The organism is Pseudomonas sp. F01002 (assembly GCF_004402115.1).
Classification (GTDB): Bacteria; Pseudomonadota; Gammaproteobacteria; order Pseudomonadales; family Pseudomonadaceae; genus Aquipseudomonas; species Aquipseudomonas frigoris.
This window is the reverse complement of record NZ_SOPU01000015.1, coordinates 431,610-452,489: the sequence shown is the minus strand read 5'-3', so window position 1 is coordinate 452,489 and position 20,880 is coordinate 431,610. Positions and strand designations below refer to the sequence as shown.

14 protein-coding genes and 2 tRNA genes are annotated in these 20,880 nt (G+C 58.5%); 6 read left to right on the top strand and 10 right to left on the bottom strand.

The window, feature by feature from the left end; translation table 11 throughout:
* Positions 1-69: 69 nt before the first annotated feature.
* Together E3W21_RS11595 and E3W21_RS11590 are read right to left on the bottom strand one after the other, a co-directional pair.
* Positions 70-3,345 carry a DUF2126 domain-containing protein gene (locus tag E3W21_RS11595; RefSeq protein ID WP_134419853.1) on the bottom strand — a complete coding sequence of 1,092 codons (3,276 nt, stop codon included), beginning with the start codon at positions 3,343-3,345 and terminating at the stop codon, positions 70-72.
* A 387-nt stretch (positions 3,346-3,732) separates the two neighbouring features.
* Positions 3,733-6,048, bottom strand: a complete 2,316-nt coding sequence (locus tag E3W21_RS11590) for a YgiQ family radical SAM protein (protein WP_134419851.1) — start codon at positions 6,046-6,048, stop codon at positions 3,733-3,735.
* Between the two features lie 225 nt (positions 6,049-6,273).
* Here E3W21_RS11590 and E3W21_RS11585 point away from each other — a divergent pair, with 225 nt between their 5' ends.
* Positions 6,274-7,320: a dermonecrotic toxin domain-containing protein gene (locus E3W21_RS11585; RefSeq protein ID WP_134419849.1), complete on the top strand. Its 1,047-nt coding sequence runs from the start codon at positions 6,274-6,276 to the stop codon at positions 7,318-7,320.
* Positions 7,277-10,237: a DUF6543 domain-containing protein gene (locus E3W21_RS11580; protein WP_166793818.1), complete on the top strand. Its 2,961-nt coding sequence runs from the start codon at positions 7,277-7,279 to the stop codon at positions 10,235-10,237. Before E3W21_RS11585 ends, E3W21_RS11580 begins: the two co-directional genes overlap by 44 nt.
* 32 nt (positions 10,238-10,269) lie before the next feature.
* On the opposite strand, the gene dnaB is transcribed toward E3W21_RS11580, so the two are convergent.
* The 7 genes from dnaB to rnr all read right to left on the bottom strand — a co-directional run bounded on the left by dnaB (position 10,270) and on the right by rnr (position 17,574).
* Positions 10,270-11,664 carry a replicative DNA helicase gene (gene dnaB, locus E3W21_RS11575; protein WP_134419845.1) on the bottom strand — a complete coding sequence of 465 codons (1,395 nt, stop codon included), beginning with the start codon at positions 11,662-11,664 and terminating at the stop codon, positions 10,270-10,272.
* A gap of 120 nt (positions 11,665-11,784) precedes the next feature.
* Positions 11,785-12,231, bottom strand: a complete 447-nt coding sequence (gene rplI, locus E3W21_RS11570; RefSeq protein ID WP_003197251.1) for a 50S ribosomal protein L9 — start codon at positions 12,229-12,231, stop codon at positions 11,785-11,787.
* Between the two features lie 19 nt (positions 12,232-12,250).
* Entirely contained in the window at positions 12,251-13,144 is an 894-nt protein-coding gene (locus E3W21_RS11565) for a hypothetical protein (protein WP_056746335.1), read from the bottom strand.
* Between the two features lie 36 nt (positions 13,145-13,180).
* Positions 13,181-13,411 carry a 30S ribosomal protein S18 gene (rpsR, locus tag E3W21_RS11560; RefSeq protein WP_002551829.1) on the bottom strand — a complete coding sequence of 77 codons (231 nt, stop codon included), beginning with the start codon at positions 13,409-13,411 and terminating at the stop codon, positions 13,181-13,183.
* Positions 13,412-13,439: 28 nt separating this feature from the next.
* Positions 13,440-13,862: a 30S ribosomal protein S6 gene (gene rpsF / locus E3W21_RS11555; protein WP_054595362.1), complete on the bottom strand. Its 423-nt coding sequence runs from the start codon at positions 13,860-13,862 to the stop codon at positions 13,440-13,442.
* 317 nt (positions 13,863-14,179) lie between these two features.
* On the bottom strand, positions 14,180-14,947 hold the full coding sequence (gene rlmB, locus E3W21_RS11545; RefSeq protein WP_129438960.1) for a 23S rRNA (guanosine(2251)-2'-O)-methyltransferase RlmB: 768 nt from the start codon (positions 14,945-14,947) through the stop codon (positions 14,180-14,182).
* Entirely contained in the window at positions 14,944-17,574 is a 2,631-nt protein-coding gene (rnr, locus tag E3W21_RS11540) for a ribonuclease R (RefSeq protein WP_134419843.1), read from the bottom strand. Before rnr ends, rlmB begins: the two co-directional genes overlap by 4 nt.
* A gap of 229 nt (positions 17,575-17,803) precedes the next feature.
* On the opposite strand from rnr, the gene E3W21_RS11535 reads away from it, so the two are divergent.
* Positions 17,804-17,890: transfer RNA gene (locus E3W21_RS11535), tRNA-Leu, on the top strand.
* A 167-nt stretch (positions 17,891-18,057) separates the two neighbouring features.
* Positions 18,058-18,144, top strand: a tRNA-Leu gene (locus E3W21_RS11530).
* Between the two features lie 28 nt (positions 18,145-18,172).
* Here the strand turns inward: E3W21_RS11530 and E3W21_RS11525 are convergent.
* A complete protein-coding gene (locus E3W21_RS11525) occupies positions 18,173-18,382 on the bottom strand; it encodes a hypothetical protein (RefSeq protein ID WP_129438964.1) in 210 nt (69 codons plus the stop codon).
* 23 nt (positions 18,383-18,405) lie between these two features.
* Between E3W21_RS11525 and E3W21_RS11520 the strand changes: the two genes are divergently transcribed.
* Together E3W21_RS11520 and E3W21_RS11515 are read left to right on the top strand one after the other, a co-directional pair.
* Positions 18,406-19,416: an iron ABC transporter substrate-binding protein gene (locus E3W21_RS11520; RefSeq protein ID WP_134419841.1), complete on the top strand. Its 1,011-nt coding sequence runs from the start codon at positions 18,406-18,408 to the stop codon at positions 19,414-19,416.
* Positions 19,416-20,880 (top strand): iron ABC transporter permease (locus tag E3W21_RS11515; RefSeq protein WP_134419975.1); only part of this gene is annotated, 1,465 nt, incomplete at its 3' end. The genes E3W21_RS11520 and E3W21_RS11515, both read left to right, overlap by 1 nt.

Genomic DNA, 20,880 nt, shown 5'->3' with positions numbered 1-20,880 from the left:
AAAGAACGGTCAGACTAACGCAGGCTCATGACGCCCGGATATACGAAAAATCCGAGCGTCGCGTACGGTTTAGAAACGTCGTAAATCGAGAGTCATCGGCAGCTCGTCGTTAATTTCCATATTGGGTATAGGAAGTTTCCCCGGCGTATGTCCGATGCGGAAGAAACGCGCCATTCGCCGGCTCTCTGCCTCATTGGCGTTCACCGGCAAGCTGTCGTAGTTGCGCCCGCCCGGGTGGGCGACGTGGTACTGACAGCCACCCAGCGAGCGCTGCATCCAGGTGTCGAGCAGGTCGAACACCAACGGCGCGTGGACCGGGATAGTCGGTTGCAGGCAGTTGGCCGGTTGCCAGGCGCGGAAGCGCACGCCAGCGACAAACTCGCCGACCCGCCCGGTGGGTTGCAATGGCACCGGGATGCCGTTGCATGTCAGAAGATAACGCTGCGGCGGCAAGCCCGTAAGTTTGACCTGCAAGCGTTCCAGCGACGAATCCACATAACGCACCGTGCCGCCGACTGCGCCCTCCTCGCCCAGCACATGCCAGGGCTCCAGCGCCTGACGCACTTCCAGCTCGATCCCGCTGACGGCGTAATCGCCGACCTTGGGAAAACGGAACTCCAGATGCGCCGCAAACCACTCGGCGCGCACGGGATAACCGGCGGCATTAAGGTCGACGATGACGTCGGCGAAATCCTGTTCGATAAAGTGCGGCAACAGGAAACGATCGTGCAGCTCAGTGCCCCAGCGCGCCAGTTTCGGCGGCGCATAAGGCTCGCGCCAGAACCGAGCCACCAGCGCTCGCAGCAACAGCTGCTGAGCCAGGCTCATGCGCGCATGGGGTGGCATTTCGAAGGCTCGCAGCTCAAGCAATCCAAGGCGACCGGTAGCACCGTCCGGTGAATACAGTTTGTCGATGCAAAATTCGGCACGGTGAGTGTTGCCGGTCACGTCGATCAGCAAGTTGCGCAGCAGCCGATCCACCAGCCACGGTGCGCACTCCTCACCCAGCTCAGGCATCTGGGCAAAGGCGATTTCCAGTTCATACAAGGCATCGTTGCGTGCTTCGTCAACCCGTGGCGCCTGAGATGTCGGGCCGATGAATAATCCGGAAAACAGGTAGGACAAGGACGGGTGGTTATGCCAGTAGCTGATCAGGCTGCGCAGCAGATCGGGGCGGCGTAGAAACGGTGAGTCAGCCGGCGTCGCGCCGCCCAGTACGAAATGGTTACCGCCGCCGGTGCCGGTGTGCCGGCCATCGATCATGAATTTCTCGGTGGTCAGTCGGGTCTGGCGTGCCTCTTCGTAAAGAAATTCGGTGCGCTCGACCAACTCATCCCACGTGGCAGAAGGCTGCACGTTGACCTCGATCACACCCGGGTCGGGCGTGATGCGGAAGTTACTCAGCCGCGGATCGCTCGGCGGTTCATAGCCTTCCAGCAACACCGGGCAATGCAGTTCCTCGGCGGTCGCTTCGATGACGCTGACCAGTTCCAGATAATCCTCGACCCGTTCCAGCGGCGGCATGAACAGATACAACCGTCCTTCTCGCGCTTCGGCGCAGAACGCCGTGCGGGTCAGCCAGTCGGCGGATTCGTCGATCTTTGGCGTGCGTTCATCAGCAACCGCAGGCTCGCCTTGGCTCTGAAGTTGTGCAGTGTCGGGCAGTGCTGGGAAATCCTGATTCGGGTCCACAGGGTGAATGAACGGGTACTCCGCCGCTTTCACCCAAGGCTGCGAGCCCAGCGGCAAGCGATAGCCCAGCGGCGAATCCCCCGGCACCAGTCGGCAATGCTCATCGCGCAGATACCAGCGGCCGCTCTGCCATTGATCACCCTTGGTGGTGCGTGCCAGCGGCAGGACCTGGCCGATGACTTTGTCCAGCCCCTGGCTGAAGACTTTGCGCAGGCGTGCACGCTCCAGAGGCTCTTCAAGACGCGAGTCTTCGGCGCTGACGTTCTGCGGCAAAGTGCCTTCGCGCCAGAGGTAATAGAAATTGTCTTCGTAGGCCGGAAACACAAACCGTGTGGGGATTTTCAGGCGTTCGGCGACACTCGCCAGAAAGCGTCCGGCCAACTCGCCATTGGCACCGTAGTCTTGCTGCTCATCGGCAATCAACGCGCTGTTGTGCCAGATCGGCACATCGTCGCGGCGCCAGTAGCAGTTCAGCGACCAGCGCGGTAATTGCTCGCCGGGGTACCACTTGCCCTGACCGAAATGCACCAGGCCTTGGGGCGCGTAGTGCTTGCGCATGCGCTGGAACAGTTCGGCGGACAGACGCCGCTTGTCTGGCCCAAGTGCCGCCGTGTTCCATTCGGCCCCGTCCGGGTCATCGATGGAAACAAACGTCGGTTCGCCGCCCATGGTCAGGCGTACATCACCCTCCAGCAGGTCGGCATCAATCTGCCGACCCAACGCCTGGATCGCCAGCCATTGGTCTTCGGTGTAGGGCTTCGTTACCCGTGGCGCTTCCCAAATCCGCTCCACGGACATTTCATGGGTGAATTCGCACTCGCACGGTTCAACCAAGCCACTGATCGGTGCCGCAGAGCCCGGATCGGGGCTACAGGCCAACGGAATGTGTCCTTCACCGGCAAACAGCCCTGACGTCGCGTCCAGGCCGATCCAGCCTGCACCGGGCAAATAAACCTCACACCAGGCGTGCAGGTCGGTGAAGTCCACGTCAGTGCCCGACGGGCCGTCGAGGCTTTTGACGTCGGCGGTCAGTTGAATCAGGTAGCCGGAGACGAAACGCGCCGCCAGACCGAGGTTGCGCAGCAATTGCACCAGCAACCACGCAGAGTCGCGGCAGGAACCGGAGGCATGTTCGAGGGTATGTTCGGGCGTTTGCACGCCCGGCTCCATGCGAATCAGGTAGCCAATGTCTTCACTCAGGCGCTGATTGAGTGCGACGAGGAAATCAACGCTAGGCAGTGGCGTGCGGTCGATGCCATCCAGGTACGCCTTGAACTTCGGCGTCAGGGGCAAGGTTTCCAGGTACGGCGCCAGTTCCTTGCGCTCATCCGCGGCGTAGGCGAACGGGATCTTTTCGGCGTAGGGCTCAAGGAAGAAGTCAAACGGATTGAAGACCGCCATCTCTGCCAACAGATCGACTTCGATCCGCAGCTCATCGGTTTTCTCCGGGAACACCAACCGCGCCAGGTAATTGCCCTGGGGGTCTTGCTGCCAGTTGATGAAGTGCTGCTCGGGCGACACTTTCAGCGCGTAGGACAGTATCCGCGTGCGACTGTGGGCGGCCGGGCGCAGGCGAACGATCTGCGGACCGAGCTCGACGGCGCGGTCGTAGCGGTAATGCGTGACGTGGTGCAATGCGACATGAATCGACACGGCGTGCCTCCTGCGAGCCTTAAGCGTATTGGAAAGCGCGCAAGACTTATGCCATCGCGCAGCGCTGGCGCTTTCTCCGGTTGCTTGAGGCAGTACAGCACCAAAATCGGGCGATGCGGGAATTTGGTTTGCATCGATTGCACGGATTTGTGGCGTTCAGCTGCATAGTCGCCACCAACACCGGCCTCTTCGCGGGCAAGCCCGCTCCCACAGTGTTCGAGGTTGTCTCCGGTTCTGTGTTCACAGCAGATCCCTGTGGGAGCGGGCTTGCCCGCGAAGAGGCCGGTTGCCCCAACACAGCTTCCGACCCAGCGCCCCGGTTTTCCGTGGCGCAGAAACGCAAAACGCCAACCCGAAGGTTGGCGTTTTGTTCAGCTCAAGCGAGGCTTAGCGTGGTACGACGGGCTTACGCGCAGGCTTGGGCCCCTTGCCTTTAGCCGCGTCCTTGCGCTCTTTGGCCGCCTGCTGGTTGCGGGCGAATGCCGCAGCCTTGGCCTGTTCACGCTTGTCCCACGGGTTGCCGCCATCGCTGGCGCGCGGTGGCAAGCCAGTGTGCTGGGTCAGGATCTTGGTGGTCTTTTCCCCTGCCACTTTATGGCTGCCGGCCGGTGTCGAGTTCTTGCGACGGGCGCTCTGGTAGCTGTCGGTCGCCGGCTGATGCAGCGGGATCAACTGGTTCTTGCCCGGCCCGATCAGGTCGGCGCGGCCCATGCGGGTCAGCGCTTCACGCAGCATCGGCCAGCCTTTCGGGTCGTGATAACGCAAAAACGCCTTGTGCAGACGACGCTGCTCTTCGCTCTTGACGATGGTCACGGCGTCACTCTTGTAAGTGACTTTGCGCAGCGGATTCTTGCCCGAGTGGTACATCGCGGTGGCGGTGGCCATTGGCGACGGATAGAACGCTTGCACCTGGTCGGCACGGAAGCCGTTGCCCTTGAGCCACAGGGCCAGGTTCATCATGTCTTCGTCGGTGGTGCCCGGGTGAGCGGCGATGAAGTACGGAATCAGGTACTGCTCTTTCCCGGCTTCCTTGGAGTACTTCTCGAACATGCGCTTGAACTTGTCATAGCTGCCGATGCCCGGTTTCATCATCTGGTTGAGCGGACCTTCCTCGGTGTGTTCCGGGGCGATCTTCAGGTAACCACCGACGTGGTGGGTCACCAGCTCTTTGACATATTCCGGCGACTCGACCGCGAGGTCGTAGCGCAAGCCGGAAGCAATCAGGATCTTCTTCACACCCGGCAAGGCACGGGCACTGCGGTACAGCTGAATCAGCGACGAGTGATCGGTGTTCAGGTTCGGGCAAATGCCAGGGAACACGCACGACGGCTTGCGGCACGCGGATTCGATTTCCGGGGTCTTGCAGGCGATGCGGTACATGTTCGCGGTCGGGCCGCCGAGGTCGGAAATGACGCCGGTGAAGCCGGGGACCTTGTCGCGGATCTCTTCGATTTCGCGAATGATCGACTCTTCGGAACGGTTCTGGATGATCCGGCCTTCGTGCTCGGTGATCGAGCAGAAGGTGCAGCCGCCGAAGCAGCCACGCATGATGTTCACCGAGAAGCGGATCATGTCGTAGGCAGGGATCTTTTCCTTGCCGTACGCCGGGTGCGGAATGCGCGCATAAGGCATGCCGAACACGTAGTCCATTTCTTCGGTGGTCATCGGAATCGGAGGCGGGTTGAACCAGACATCGACTTCGCCGTGCTTCTGAACCAGCGCACGGGCGTTGCCCGGGTTGGTTTCCAGGTGAAGCACGCGGTTGGCGTGAGCGTAAAGAACCGCGTCACCGCGGACTTTCTCAACCGAAGGCAGACGAATCACGGTCTTGTCGCGAGTCATCTTCGGGCTCGCCAGGATCTGCACGACCTTGGCTTCGCTCGGGTCTTCTGCACTTGAAAAAGTCGCACCCTTTTCCTGCTCGATGGTGCACGCCGCAGTGTCCTGGGTGTTCACGTACGGGTTGATGATCTTGTCGATCTTTCCCGGACGGTCGATGCGCGTGGAATCGACTTCGTACCAGTCTTTCGGCGTGTCGCGACGGATGAACGCGGTGCCGCGCACGTCGGTGATGTCTTCGATCTTGTGACCGTAGGACAGACGCTGGGCGACTTCGACGATCGCACGCTCGGCGTTGCCGTAAAGCAGGATGTCGGCGCAGGCATCGATCAGGATCGAGTTGCGAACCCGGTCCTGCCAGTAATCGTAGTGCGCGATGCGGCGCAGGGACGCTTCGATGCCACCGAGAACGATCGGCACGTTCTTGTAGGCTTCCTTGCAACGCTGGCTATAAACCAGGCTCGCGCGGTCCGGACGTTTGCCCGCCAGGCCACCGGGGGTGTAGGCGTCATCGGAGCGGATTTTCTTGTCGGCGGTGTAGCGGTTGATCATCGAGTCCATGTTGCCGGCCGCGACACCGAAGAACAGGTTCGGCTCGCCGAGTTTCATGAAGTCGTCTTTGGACTGCCAGTTCGGCTGGGCAATGATCCCGACGCGGAAGCCTTGCGACTCCAGCAGCCGGCCGATGATTGCCATGCCGAACGACGGGTGATCAACGTACGCATCACCGGTGACGATGATGATGTCGCATGAATCCCAGCCAAGCTGATCCATCTCCTCCCTGCTCATCGGCAGGAATGGCGCTGGACCGAAACATTCGGCCCAGTACTTGGGATAGTCAAATAACGGCTTGGCTGTTTGCATGACGATGACCGGTGTTGAGATGAAAAATCGCGGGCGCGGAATATAGCACAAAAATTAACCAATTCCGACAATAGCGGTCGGCTTTTACCATCAGGTCTGCCCTTGACCGATACATCACATTTCGCTGAACACACGTCACTACATAGATATTCTTCAAGAAAAAAACCCGCGAGTAGTCTGGCGCTTCAACTACCAGACTGGCTTATCCAGAGCCACGGAGCTCCCTTGAACGATTCGACTTTACTCAATACAGTCCCCGCACCTACCCCGCCGCCCCTATCTGCTCATGCAAGCTTCATCCAGAGCAAGCTGCCTGGCTGGCTAGTCGAGGGATCACCTGAACAGCGCAAAACGTTTCGCGCCTGCCTGCTAAAAAGCAATGCAGCCAGGCAGGCGTTGGCACCCGTCTTCGAAGATCTGAAAAACCCCTTGAACTTTGCCCGAACATTGTTGAGCGAAAAGCTCACAGGACACCTGGGATCGCTGGACGCTGAAAAATCCACACTGCTACGCGAATGGAAGAACTCCCACCTCTTGGGGCTGATCAAAACACGCCATAAAACCACCGAACAAACGCTTGTAGACGCCGCTCTGCAGAACTTCGAACCTTCCGAAGCCCTGAGCGGTGGTTTTGAAGCAGGATCGGCCATCTATTTGTCCGGGTACGACGAAAAGAAAAAAAGCGCTGTCAGCCCAGAGCACTTCGCCGGGGTTTGTCGCGAGTTGGACATCGGCATGCGGTACCAGAGACACATCAGCGAAATACTGGAACCTTCTGCGACTGCGGGAACAACCGCCACTCGCTCGGCAAACCAGATAAAAGCCCTGATCAGGAACGACGACCAAAATACCTTTGAGGCGGCGATCCACATCGCCCTGATGAAGAAATCCATCAGCACAGATCTTTACGCACTATTACTCGAACTGAGCCACGCCGGCAGCCACAAGGACTTGATCTGTTCACACCTGACCCTGGACGGCATAGCCCTTCCGGGCATCGTGGTACTTCGGGATAAATGGCATCAGATTAAACACGTTCTTTACATCCCCGATGATCCCGATGACGCAATCAAACGATATGACTCGTATAACGCTCTTCAAACAGCCCTGGCAATTAAACTGGACACACCCTCCTACCGGAAATTCTTCAATCGCTTCATTCCGTTTGAGCGCCAGGGAACGCCGCTGACCACAGGCACTTTGTGGTCAGGCGCAAACCGCCGTAGTAATGCGTCTTTTGCCAAACCCTTGGTGCGTGGATATTGCCGGTGACTTCTATGAAACGGTCTTCAAGCAACGCATTGCCCACCTGAAAGCTGACGCACGTGTGCTGGCGGTCCCCACGGCAGATGCCAACACCGCCGGCAGCTTGAAAAAACGTCAGGAGCTCGAGGCAGCAGGGGAGTCGCTGTTATTTTTCGCCGCGTCCTTCATACCGATCATCGGTGAAGTGATGTTGGCGGTAACAGCCTTGCAGTTACTCAACTCGGTCTATCACGGCGTTGCCGCCTGGAGTCGTGGCGATACCGATGAAGCCCTGAATGATCTGCTGGATGTCGCAGACGCCGCTGCCCTGGGCATCATCACGGCCGGCGCAATAAAAACCACCGGGATCGCCACCAACCTGGTAAAAATCAGGTTGCGCGACAATAGCGAACGACTCTGGCACCCCGATCTGACGCCCTATCGGAAGGCACTTCAACTCCCTGAAAATATCCACCCCAACGCTCAAGGGTTGTATAACCACAACGCAAAAACCTATGTAGCACTGGAAGACCATTTCTATGAAGTAAAGGTCTACACCGCCACCCAGCAGTGGGAGCTGCAACACCCTTCTGACCCAAACGGGTATGCCCCACAGATGTTTCAAAACGATGCCGCCGGATGGCACCATCTGCACGAGGACCCAAGCACTTGGGATGGGTTGAAACTGATCAGGCGTCTTGGCACTGTCGCACGCAATATCCGCCAAGAAGCCGTCGAGCCCATTCTGCTGGTCAGCGGATTAGACAGATTGGCTCTCATTGAACTTCATCTGAGCACCCAACGTCCGCCGGCCCTGCTGACCGATGTATTGAAGCGCTTTGATTTGAGACAGGAAATAAAAGATTTCAAGATAGAACGTAGCAAAGGCACTAAAACCGGCCCTTACTCACCGTTCATCTTGCTGCACCTGCTCACCACACTGAGCGGCTGGCCAACCACTCGACACCTAACCGTCGTCGATGGGACTGAAACGCTGTTTGCTTTTGGTGACTCCGCCAATGCAACACTGCCCGAACTTAGATTGACCTACGCCCAACTCAGAAACGGTGAACTGACAGACGCTGTTGTCGAGAAGCTGAGAACTGAAGAGCTCAGTGAGCTATTCAAAGGGCTGGTGCCATCCACTGCCTCTAACGCAGAGCGCCTGGCGCAGTGTCTTGAGACCCACCTTGCGGCAACAAAAGACCTGCTGTTCCCAAAAATTTATGCGCTGACCGATCAACCGGAAACCCCGATAGAGGGACACATTCGCACGAAGTATCCAACGCTGCCAAAAAGCTATCTGCAGCAGCTGACACTCAGCCTCAGTGCGCTGGAAAAACAGCAAATCGTGCGGGAAAGGCAGTTGCTGCCTCTCATGGAAACGGAAGCAGACGAATATTCCAAAGAAGTTGAAACAGCACGTACTTATGAGGGGCTTTATCTTGATTCCGCCCGCCCTCTTGACACCGACCAACTCATCCTCATGAACCTCAGGCACTTGCCCAACTGGGCCGACTCGGTGCACATCAAAATGCGTGATGCCACCCTCAACGGCACATTGCTGAGCAGCGTCGGCAGTGACACAGCCGTTCATCGCAGAGTTCTGGTTCGAGAAGAAGCGCAGTACAGGGCTTACGATGCTGCGGGAAATCCGCTTAGTGGACTGGCCGATCTCTACATCTCGATCAAAGCGGCCCTGCCTGAAGCCGAGCGCTTTGCCGCGGCCAATAGTTGGGCTGACCGTGTAAAAACCGCGATCAACAGCGTCATAGAGCGTCTGCACAAACAACCACTGGCTATTCGGGAAGGTGTTGCGTCATGGCCTACCGAGCCCGCAAACCCAGGCTTCCCCCTTGACACCCATTTCGCCCGGCAAGAAACACCGACGAACCTGTCGCTGCGCGCAGACGGCGTTTATGAACAGCGCCCCCTACAAGGTGGCACGCACACGTATTACGTGCTGGAAAACCGCCTGTACTACCAAGTGCAATACGCCAAACCGGGTTGGCAAGTCATCGATGCACGCAGCCCCTATCGAGCGTACAAGCCCTACGTGCGGCAAAAGGCTGGAGGTGGTTGGGAGATCGATACCGATAGCGGGTTACCGGGCGGCACGCCGGGCGTTGACTCGTCAAGGCACCTCGATATCCCGGAGGAGGCAAGCGGCAGCTATCACAGCGCTACCGAATACGTCATGCCTGTGCCATTCACTGCCGCCGAACACGACCGCATGTCCAGCATCAGATCCTTTCAACAGACCCCCAACACACGCGGTAACTATGATCGTGCCAACAACGGCCGCTACCCCCTCAGGGACCTGAAAGGGCAACCGTTACGCATCAAAAAAATTCAGCAGCAGGTCAAATCTGCTGATGGCGGTACCCGCTACGGGGCCGCGGCAATCAAACCTTACATTCAATGGGAGGGCTTCGAAGGCGTTGCCAACCTGTACGAAGAAAAACTGGCGCTACGCACATTCACCGCCGCCGACTGCAAGGTGCCTGAGGAAAGGACCTTGATTGGGCAAGACATGGTGAGCAGCAAAAAGCCGCTGGTTAAAGGGGAGATTCTTGGGGTATATGGTGGAGGATTGATACCCGGTTATGTCGGTGTCGCCAGAAAGGACCCGTTCCTCATCGATGTACTGCCTGGGAAGCTGTTCACCCACGCCAGGCCTCCTACCGTTCTGTTGTCCGGAGACAATGTGCTGTCCCGAATGAATACCCTCTTCGAGTACGAACAGGGCAAGCCGGCACGACAGGCAACAACGGGTTACAACGTCGAAGCCGTGCCGTTTGATGTGGAGGTTCAAGCCCAAGGCGGGGGCAAGGAAAAATACCTGCTGTATGCATTCTTTGCCATCGACGACATTCCCGTCGACAACGAGCTACGTTGGAACTATGGCTACACCGAGCAAGCGATCAGAAACCTGTTCGCCTGAAACACAGCTATCAACCGCCGACACCCTCGACGTTACTCGTCGTCGAAGTTGTAGCTGCCCGGCGCCAGGTTTTCGAAACGGGTGTACTTACCGATGAACGCCAGTCGTGACGTGCCGATCGGGCCGTTCCGCTGCTTGCCGATGATGATCTCGGCGATGCCTTTGTGTTCGGTTTCCGGGTGATACACCTCGTCCCGGTACACGAACATGATCACGTCGGCATCCTGCTCGATCGCTCCGGATTCCCGGAGGTCGGAGTTGATCGGGCGTTTGTTCGGTCGTTGCTCCAGGGAGCGGTTGAGCTGGGACAACGCCACCACCGGACAGTTGAATTCCTTGGCCAGGGCTTTCAAGGAACGGGAGATCTCGGAAATCTCGTTGGTCCGGTTGTCGCCACTGGAACCTGGAATCTGCATCAGTTGCAGGTAGTCGATCATGATCAGGCCAACCTCGCCATGCTCACGCACCAGGCGTCGAGTCCGCGCACGCATTTCCGACGGGCTGATACCGGCCGTATCGTCGATGAACAGCTTGCGATCATTGAGCAGGTTGACCGCCGAGGTCAGGCGTGGCCAGTCATCGTCTTCCAGACGTCCGGCACGGACCTTGGTCTGGTCGATCCGACCCAGCGACGACAACATACGCATGATCAGCGATTCGCCTGGCATCTCCAGCGAGTAGACCAGCACGCACTTGTCGCTGCGCAGCACGGCGTTTTCCACCAGGTTCATCGCAAAGGTGGTTTTACCCATGGATGGACGGCCGGCAACGATGATCAGGTCGGACGGTTGCAGGCCACTGGTCATTCCGTCGAGGTCGGTATAACCGGTGGACAGGCCGGTGATGGCGTTGTCGGTGTTGAACAAGGTGTCGATGCGATCGATGGCCTTGGTCAGCAGGTCATTCACGCTCACCGGGCCGCCGGTTTTTGGCCGGGCCTCGGCGATCTGGAAAATCTGGCGTTCCGCTTCGTCGAGAATCTCTTCAGCCGAGCGGCCTTCCGGGTTGAAGGCGCTGTCGGCGATTTCGGTGGCGATGCCGATCAACTGCCGCAACGTTGCTCGTGCGCGTACGATCTGCGCATAGGCCTTGATGTTGGCGACGGACGGCGTGTTTTTCGCCAGTTCGCCAAGGTAACCAAGGCCGCCGACCTGCGAGGTCTGACCTTCCTTGTCCAATTGCTCGGCAAGGGTCACGACGTCGATCGGCGAGTTCTGGTCAGCGAGCTTGGCGATCGCGCGGAAGATCAGACGGTGGTCATGCCGATAGAAATCGCCGTCGGAGACTTGATCGAGCACGCGTTCCCAGGCGTTGTTGTCCAGCATCAAACCACCGAGCACGGCCTGTTCGGCCTCGATGGAATGCGGCGGCACCTTCAGGACAGCGGTTTGCAGATCGTATTGCTCGGGTGCGGAGATATCGTTCATGGCCACTTGGTTATTTTATGAAAAGCAGGGGTTACAGAAAGACAAAGGGCACGACCTGTAAACAGGATCGTGCCCGATGTTACCGGCAAGCACCCGAGGGTGCCAGCCGACAAGTGCTGCTTAAGCTGCTACCACGACAACGCGTACGGTGGCTTCAACTTCGGCGTGCAGGTGCACGGCTACGTCGAATTCGCCTACGTTGCGGATAGTGCCGTTCGGCAGACGAACTTCGCTTTTTGCAACTTCAACGCCAGAGGCGGTCAGTGCATCAGCGATGTCGTGAGTACCGATCGAACCGAACAGCTTGCCTTCGTCGCCAGCGGTGGCAGTGATAGTCACTTCCAGCTCAGCCAGTTGGGCGGCACGGCTTTCAGCCGAAGTTTTACGATCTGCTGCGGCTTTTTCCAGCTCAGCGCGACGCTCTTCGAACGCAGCCAGGTTGGCAGCGGTCGCAGCGGTAGCTTTGCCGTAAGGCAGCAGGTAGTTACGACCGTAACCAGCCTTAACGTTCACTTTGTCACCCAGGTTGCCCAGGTTGGTGACTTTTTCCAGAAGGATCAGTTGCATGTGAAAATCCTCTTAACTTTTAACCTTCACCGTTCGCGCTATCGACGTCTTTCGGCGTCGAACGACCGCGAAAATCAATCAGGCTGTCGACGATGGCCAAGACCACCAGCAACGGATAGATCAGCTGCATGAACAGCAACAGCGTGACGTACAACCCCACCAGCCAGAATCTGGCCAGTCGCTTTTGCGCCACCAGCCCGTGAATCAGGGCCAGCCCGGCGAACACCAGCGGTACACTGCACAACGGCGTCAACATGGCCATCTGCGGACCGATATTCGGCCCCAGAAGCATGAACGCCAGCAGTAACATCGCCAGCCCCAGCGGGAATCGGATGGCGCGAAACTCGCGACCAAAACCACCCGGGTTGTACAACAACGCCTGCCAGTAGCGCCCGACAAGCAGGCTCAGCACACTGACGATTTGCAACAAGGCCGCAATCAGGCCGGTCAGGACCGGTGCGATCAGGGACGCAAAATGCGCTTGCTCGTCTACCGACAACTTCTGGTAGACATCACCGAGTAGCGACGGCATGACTTTTATCAAAGCCTGCGCCAGCATCTCGATTTGGGGACCAAAAGCCGTCCCCAGCACCACTGAAAACACCACTCCCATCGCTATGCTGACCAGCAGCACGCGGTTCCAGGACTCGCTTGCGCGCAAAACCAACGCAAGGCTCCAAGACCCCAGCAGCACCAGAAGTGCCCGTGGGTCATCGGAGTAAAGCCACCAGATCAACGCCGGCAGCAGTCCCAGAGCAAGAACGCCCAGGGCGTCCTTCAATCCGCGCCGCAGGAGCACAAGGCAACCAGCGGCAGCACCCAACCAATACAACAACGGCAATGTTGCGCATCCGGCCACTACCAGAGTGGCCTGCATACGGCCGCGCATGATGAACTCAGCTATGGCACGCATGCTTTCAATCCTTTGCTACGTGTCGACTGCCCGGTCTCAGCGGCCGTGGCTGTCGGTGTAGGCCAGCAGGGCCAGGAAGCGGGCGCGCTTGATAGCGGTGGCCAGCTGACGCTGATAACGTGCTTTGGTACCGGTGATGCGGCTTGGAACGATTTTGCCGGTCTCGGATACATAAGCTTTCAGAGTGTTGAGATCTTTGTAATCGATCTCTTTCACGTCTTCAGCGGTGAAGCGGCAGAATTTACGACGACGGAAGAAACGTGCCATGTAATAGGCTCCTCAAAAGGTCCGTGGATTACTCGTCAGCGTTATCGCTGTTGTCGCTGTCATCACTATCAACGCTTTCAGCGCCTTCGTGCTCAGGACGGTCGCGACGCTCACGGCGCTCACTGCGGTTTTCTTCAGCCTTGAGCATCTCGGATTGGCCGGTAACGGCTTCTTCGCGACGGATGACCAGGTTACGGATCACTGCATCGTTGTAGCGGAAGTTGTCTTCCAGCTCGGCCAGGGCCTTGCCAGTGCACTCAACGTTCAGCATCACGTAGTGAGCCTTGTGAACATTGTTGATTGCGTAGGCCAGTTGACGACGGCCCCAATCTTCCAGACGGTGGATTTTGCCGCCGTCTTCTTCGATCAGCTTGGTGTAACGCTCTACCATGCCGCCGACTTGCTCGCTTTGATCCGGGTGGACCAAAAAGATGATTTCGTAATGACGCATGAATGCTCCTTACGGGTTGTAGCCTGCCGCTCAAAAGCGGTCAGACAAGGAGTGAATGACACTTATGGACTTGCTTGCGATAGACACATGCGTGCCTGCCGTCACAGCAAGGGGCGCAATTGTAGAGAAGGGACAGAAGAGGTGCAAGGCAATTGGTGATTATTTGAACAGTTCGTTCGCCCACCGATTTTTGCTTCACCACAAACCACTGTGGGAGCGGGCTCGCTCGCGAATGCGGTGTATCAGGCAACATTTCTGTCGACTGACACTCCGCCTTCGCGAGCAAGCCCGCTCCCACAATTTGGATCGAGTCTGGTTTAAGACTTTTTACCGGTTCCGGCGGCTTTGACGCCACGCTGGCGCAGGGCCTCGAACAGGCACACGCCGGTCGCCACGGACACGTTGAGACTGCTGACACTGCCAGCCATCGGCAAGCGCACCAGGTAGTCGCAAAGATCGCGAGTCAGGCGACGCATGCCGCTGCCTTCCGCGCCCATGATCAGGATGGTCGGGCCGGTCATGTCTTGCTGATACAGACTCTGCTCGGCCTCGCCCGCAGTACCGACGACCCACAAGCCGCGCTGCTTGAGTTTTTCCAGGGTGCGCGCCAGGTTGGTCACGGCGACCAACGGAATCACTTCCGCCGCGCCACAGGCGACTTTTCGCACCGTCGGGGTCAGCGTGGCTGACTTGTCCTTCGGCACGATCACCGCCAATGCGCCGGCCGCATCGGCCGAACGCAGGCAAGCGCCGAGGTTGTGCGGATCGGTCACGCCGTCGAGCACCAGCAACAGCGGCGCGCCTTCGGTGCGATCGAGCAGCTCGTCGAGCATCGCCTCGCCCCAGACCTGGCTCGGACTCACGTCCGCCACCACGCCCTGGTGCACACCATCAACCCAGGCATCCAACTCACGGCGCTCGGCGTTGCCGACGGCCACGCGATTTTCGTTAGCCAGCTCAATCAGCGTCTGAACCCGCGGATCACTGCGGCCTTCGGCCAGCCAGATCTGCTTGACGCGTTTTGGGTGGTGACGCAGCAACGCTTCTACAGCGTGCACGCCGTAGATCTTTTCCAACTGACTCATGACTTGGCCTTCGGTTTACGCGCCCCGCCGCTTTTGGCGGCTGGAGCAGAACCCGCTTTTGGCGGGCCTTTACGGTGTTTGCTCGGCTTGGCTGGCTTGCCGCCGGGAGCCTTGTCAGGCGCCGACCGTCCGGTCTTTCCCCCAGACGCCGCTTTACCGCCACTTTTCGCTTCAGACAGCAACGCCTGCTTCATCTCACGGCTTTTGCGCAATTCAGCATTTTTCGCCGCAGCATCGCCTGGACGATAGGCTTCGACAGCCTTTTCCTTGGCAGGACGACGACCGGTTTTCGCCGGGGCCGGCTCTGCAGCCGTTTTGGTAGCGGGTGCAGCGGTTTCAGTCCCGCGCTTCTTGCGACCGATCGGCGCGCTGATGGTCTTTTCAGCCATCTCGAAGTCGATCTTGCGCTCGTCGAGGTCGACGCGCATGACGCGCACTTCAACGGTGTCGCCGAGGCGGAAGCTGCGACCGGTACGCTCACCGGCCAGGCGGTGGTGCACAGGATCGAAGTGGTAGTAATCACCCGGCAGCGCGGTGACGTGCACCAGGCCTTCGACGTAGATATCGGTCAGCTCGACGAACAGACCAAAACCGGTCACGGCAGTGATCACACCCGGGAACGATTCGCCCACGCGGTCTTTCATGAACTCGCACTTGAGCCAGTTCACGACGTCGCGGGTCGCTTCGTCGGCACGGCGCTCGCTCATCGAGCACTGCTCGCCGAGCTGCTCCAGAATCGCTTCGTCGTACGGGTAGATGCGCGCTTTCGGAATGGTCATCGCGCCAGCACGGCGAACGTGCGGGGTGTCCATTTTCGAATGGATGACGCTGCGAATCGCCCGGTGCGTTAGCAAGTCCGGGTAGCGGCGGATCGGCGAGGTGAAGTGGGTATAGGCTTCGTAATTCAGGCCGAAGTGGCCCTGGTTATCGGCGCTATACACCGCCTGACTCAACGAACGCAGCATAACGGTCTGGATCAGGTGGAAATCCGGACGGTCCTTGATACTCGCCAGCAATGCCTGGTAATCCTTCGGCGACGGGCCGTCCTTGCCTTTGTGCAGGGACAGGCCGAGTTCGCCAAGGAAAGCGCGCAGTTTTTCCAGACGCTCCGGCGGCGGGCCATCGTGGACGCGATACAGCGCAGGGATTTCGTGCTTTTTCAGGAATTCGGCGGTGGCCACGTTGGCCGCCAGCATGCATTCCTCGATCAGCTTGTGGGCGTCGTTACGAACGGTTGGGCGGATTTCGGCAATCTTGCGCTCGGTCCCGAAGATGATCCGGGTTTCCTGCGTTTCGAAATCGATCGCGCCACGCACGTGACGAGCGGCCAGCAGCACTTTGTACAGTGCGTAAAGCTGCTTGAGGTGCGGCAGAACGTCGTTGTATTCACCACGAAGCTGGCGAGCTTCGGTGACTTTCGGCGTTTCCAGCATCGCGCTGACCTTGTTGTAGGTCAGGCGAGCGTGGGAGTGAATCACCGCTTCGTAGAAGCAGTAGTCGGTCATCTCCCCGGATTTGGAGATGGTCATCTCGCAAACCATGGCCAGGCGATCGACATGCGGGTTCAGCGAGCACAGGCCGTTGGACAGCTGCTCAGGCAGCATCGGCACGACGCGCTCGGGGAAATACACCGAGTTGCCGCGAACCTGGGACTCATTGTCCAGCGCCGAACCGATTTTCACGTAGCTGGAAACGTCGGCAATCGCCACGTACAACTTCCAGCCGCCGGAGAACAGGCGCAGCTTGCCCGGCTTGGCTTCGCAGTAGACCGCGTCATCGAAGTCGCGAGCGTCTTCGCCGTCGATGGTCACGAACGGCAGATGACGCAGGTCGATGCGCTTCTCTTTGTCTTTCTCTTCGACTTCCGGCTTGAGCTTGGCGGCTTCTTTCAGCACAGCCTCAGGCCAGACGTGAGGAATATCGTAGGTGCGCAGGGCAACGTCGATTTCCATGCCCGGCGCCATGTAGTTACCCACGACTTCAACCACGTCGCCTTGCGGCTGGAAGCGTGGTGTCGGCCAGTGAGTGATCTTCACTTCGACGAACTGACCGATCTGGGCGTTGGCGTTACGGCCCGGCGTCACCAGCACTTCTTGCTGGATCTTCGGATTGTCCGCAACGACGAAACCAATACCGCCCTCTTCGAAGTAGCGACCGACGATGGTCTCGTGGGCACGGGAGACCACTTCGACGATCATGCCTTCGCGACGACCGCGACGGTCAAGACCGGAAACACGGGCCAGCGCACGGTCGCCATCGAACACCAGACGCATTTGCGCAGGGCTCATGAACAGGTCGTCACTGCCGTCGTCCGGGACCAGGAAGCCGAAGCCGTCACGGTGACCGCTGATGCGGCCCAGGATCAGGTCGAGCTTGTCCACCGGCGCATAGGTGCCGCGACGGGTATAGATGAGTTGAGCGTCGCGCTCCATGGCGCGCAGGCGGCGGCGCAGGGCTTCGATCTGATCTTCTGTAGTCAGACCAAACTCTTCGACCAGCTGCTCGCGGTTAGCAGGCGAACCCCGATCAGCAAGGTGCTGAAGGATCAGTTCGCGGCTAGGAATAGGGTTTTCATATTTTTCCGCTTCACGAGCGGCCTCGGGATCGAGGGACTGCCAATCGGCCATTAGAGAGTTTTCACCTTGTCTATATGCGGGTTAGTTTGGCATAGGCGTAATGAAACGGGAAATTTCAGGCTATGACAGCCCATCTAAAGCCCTTTATCGACAGCGCGAAGCTGAATTAAATGCCATTGGTAAAATTTTCCAGGTTTTTTAGACCTCAGGGGTTTACAGTTAAAAAGACGCTCCGTATAGTGCGCGNNNCCATCAACAACGCAGACGCATTGTCGATAATGCCCAGATGGTGAAATTGGTAGACACGCCAGCTTCAGGTGCTGGTGACCGCAAGGTCGTGGAAGTTCGAGTCTTCTTCTGGGCACCAATTTCGAGCTTGAGATTAGATCAATTTCAAGGCTCACACAAAAACCCGCGAAAACGGGTTTTTTGCATTCTAAACCCCTGATTTATTAAAACTAAATCAGGGGTTTACAGATCAAAAAGCTCTCCGTATAGTGCGCCACATCAACAGCGGCAACGCTGAAGATTNATGCCCAGATGGTGAAATTGGTAGACACGCCAGCTTCAGGTGCTGGTGACCGCAAGGTCGTGGAAGTTCGAGTCTTCTTCTGGGCACCAATTCAAATTTCAGAGTCGATCTGAAATTTCACAAAAACCCGCGAAAGCGGGTTTTTGCGTTTCCGGGGTTTGTGTAGGAGCTGCCGAAGGCTGCGATCTTTTGATCTTCAGCAATTTCAGCTCCACCAACAATCAAGATCAAAAGATCGCAGCCTTCGGCAGCTCCTACCAACCCCTCACCCGCTGCAAGGCGCACTTGAGAAACAATATCGTTTATCATTGTTTCAAGTTTTTGCAATGCGACAGTGAGGAACCTTGCGAATGATGTTTCGAAATACCCTACGCCGCGGCCTGACCATGACCCTGCTCGGCCTGGCACTCGCCACTCCCCTCACCCAAGCCGCCGAACCGGTTTCCCTGACACTCTATAACGGTCAACACAAAGAAGTCGGCGACGCCATCGCCAAAGCCTTCGAAGCCAAGACCGGGATTCACGTCAATGTGCGCAAAGGCAGCAGCAACCAGCTCGCCAGCCAGGTCGTCGAAGAAGGCGATCGCTCCCCTGCCGACGTGATCTACACCGAAGAATCGCCACCACTGAACAAACTCGGCGAACAAGGCCTGCTCGCACAGACCGATGCCGCCACCCTCGCCGCTCTGCCAAAAGATTACGTTGCCGGCAACGGCACCTGGATCGGTGTCACCGCACGGGTCCGCGTGGTCGCCTTCAACCCGAAACTGATCGACGAAAAAGACCTGCCCAAGTCGGTCATGGAGTTCTCCGATCCGAAATGGCAAGGCAAGGTCGGTTTCGTGCCTACCAGCGGCGCCTTCCAGGAACAGGCTGTGGCAATCATCAAAGTGCACGGCATGGACGCGGCCGAAGAATGGCTGACCGGCTTGCGTGCTTTCGGTAAGACCTACAGCAACAACATGGTTGCACTGAAGGCAGTGGAAAACGGCGAAGTCGCCACCGTGCTGGTGAACAACTATTACTGGTTCGCCTTGCAGCGCGAAAAAGGCCAGCTCGATTCGAAACTTCATTATTTCACCGGCGGCGACGTCGGTGGGCTGATCACTGTTTCCAGTGCGGCCGTGCTGAAATCCAGCAAGCATCCAAAAGAAGCCCAGCAATTTCTCGCCTACATGGCCAGCGAAGAAGGTCAGCGCGTGATCACTCAGACCACCGCTGAATACCCACTACACAAAGGCATGGAATCGGATCGTGGGCTCAAGCCGTTTAGCGAGCTCGAAGCACCGAAGGTCACGCCAGCCGATCTCGGCAATGCCGAAGAAGCCCTGGACCTGGAACGTGACGTTGGCTTGAACTGATGAGCGCATCGTTATCAGCTCCCGTCACGCGCGGGGGTTACGTACCGCGGCGCAAGCGGCCATCGATCTGGCTGTTGCTACCGGTTTTGCTGCTGGTGGTACTCAGCCTGTTGCCGCTGGCGTATGTCGGGCTCAAAACCTGGCAGGCCGGTTGGGCCGAGGCGCTGCATTTGTTGTGGCGCCCTTATGTGTTTGGCCTGCTGCGCAACACCCTGGCGCTGATGGTCGGTGTGACGCTCGCCTGTGGCGTGATCGGCCTGTCGCTGGCCTGGCTGCTTGAGCGCAGCAACTTGCCGGGGCGGCGCTTGTGGGGCGTGATTCTGTGCCTGCCGTTCGCGGTACCGGCATTTGTCAGCAGCTTTACCTGGGTCTCGTTGAGCGCTCATTTCGAAGGCTTGGGCGGGGCGATCCTGGTGATGACCCTGTCCAAGTACCCGCTGATCTTTCTGCCGGTCGCGGCGACCCTGCGCAATCTCGATCCGTCTCTCGAGGAGTCCGCACGGACCCTTGGGCAGAATCGCTGGGGCGTATTTTTCAGAATCACTCTGCCGCTGCTCTGGCCGTCACTGCTCGCCGGTTCGCTGCTGATCGCACTGCACATGCTGGTGGAATTCGGTGCGCTGTCGATCATCGGCCTGCAAACCTTCACAACCGCGATCTATCAACAGTTCGAGCTCGAGTTCAGTAACGCGAATGCTGCGATGCTTTCCGCCGTGTTGCTGGCGCTGTGTCTGATGCTGCTTTGGTTGGAACTGCGCGTACGCGGCAAGGGCCGACACGTGCGCACCGGTCAGGGCGCGGCCCGGCATGCGGAACAGGTTCGGCTGGGGCCTTGGGCTGCTGCCGGACAACTTTATTGCCTGGCGCTGGCGATCATCGGCAGCGGTATTCCGCTCGGGATGCTCGCGTACTGGCTGGCAGTGGGTTCGTCGGCAGCATTCCCGGTGGCGGCAATCAGCGAGGCGCTGCTCTCCTCCCTGGCGTTGTCACTGGGCGGCGCGGCGCTGTGCCTGGTGCTGGCAGTGCCGGTGGGTTTGTTGGTGGTGCGCTACAAAGGCCAGCTGGCAATCTGGGCCGAACGCTTGCCGTATCTGCTGCATGCACTGCCAGGACTGGTGATCGCGCTGACGCTGGTGTATTTCGCCCTGCATTATGTGCCGGCGCTGTATCAGACTTCTGCGCTGCTGCTGATTGCTTATGCGTTGCTGTTTCTGCCGCTGGCGCAGGCGCCGATTCGTACGGCGCTGAACAAGGCTGCGCCGCAACTGGAAGAGGCTGCACGCACACTGGGGGCGTCGTCCTTCAGTGCGTTTTGCCGGGTGACGTTGCCGATCATCTTCCCGGCATTGGGCGCGGCGTTTGCGCTGGTTTTTCTGGATGCGATGAAGGAATTGACGGCGACGTTGCTGCTGAGCCCGACTGGGCTCAATACGCTGGCGACGGAAGTCTGGGCGCATACCGCGA

What these genes read in the sequence shown, in the direction of transcription:
- E3W21_RS11590 (WP_134419851.1), bottom strand. Translation starts at nt 6,048, where the DNA reads ATGCAAACAGCCAAGCCGTTATTTGACTATCCCAAGTACTGGGCCGAA.
- E3W21_RS11580 (WP_166793818.1), top strand. Translation starts at nt 7,277, where the DNA reads ATGCGTCTTTTGCCAAACCCTTGGTGCGTGGATATTGCCGGTGACTTC.
- dnaB (WP_134419845.1), bottom strand. Translation starts at nt 11,664, where the DNA reads ATGAACGATATCTCCGCACCCGAGCAATACGATCTGCAAACCGCTGTC.
- rplI (WP_003197251.1), bottom strand. Translation starts at nt 12,231, where the DNA reads ATGCAACTGATCCTTCTGGAAAAAGTCACCAACCTGGGCAACCTGGGT.
- E3W21_RS11565 (WP_056746335.1), bottom strand. Translation starts at nt 13,144, where the DNA reads ATGCGTGCCATAGCTGAGTTCATCATGCGCGGCCGTATGCAGGCCACT.
- rpsR (WP_002551829.1), bottom strand. Translation starts at nt 13,411, where the DNA reads ATGGCACGTTTCTTCCGTCGTCGTAAATTCTGCCGCTTCACCGCTGAA.
- rpsF (WP_054595362.1), bottom strand. Translation starts at nt 13,862, where the DNA reads ATGCGTCATTACGAAATCATCTTTTTGGTCCACCCGGATCAAAGCGAG.
- rlmB (WP_129438960.1), bottom strand. Translation starts at nt 14,947, where the DNA reads ATGAGTCAGTTGGAAAAGATCTACGGCGTGCACGCTGTAGAAGCGTTG.
- rnr (WP_134419843.1), bottom strand. Translation starts at nt 17,574, where the DNA reads ATGGCCGATTGGCAGTCCCTCGATCCCGAGGCCGCTCGTGAAGCGGAA.
- E3W21_RS11520 (WP_134419841.1), top strand. Translation starts at nt 18,406, where the DNA reads ATGATGTTTCGAAATACCCTACGCCGCGGCCTGACCATGACCCTGCTC.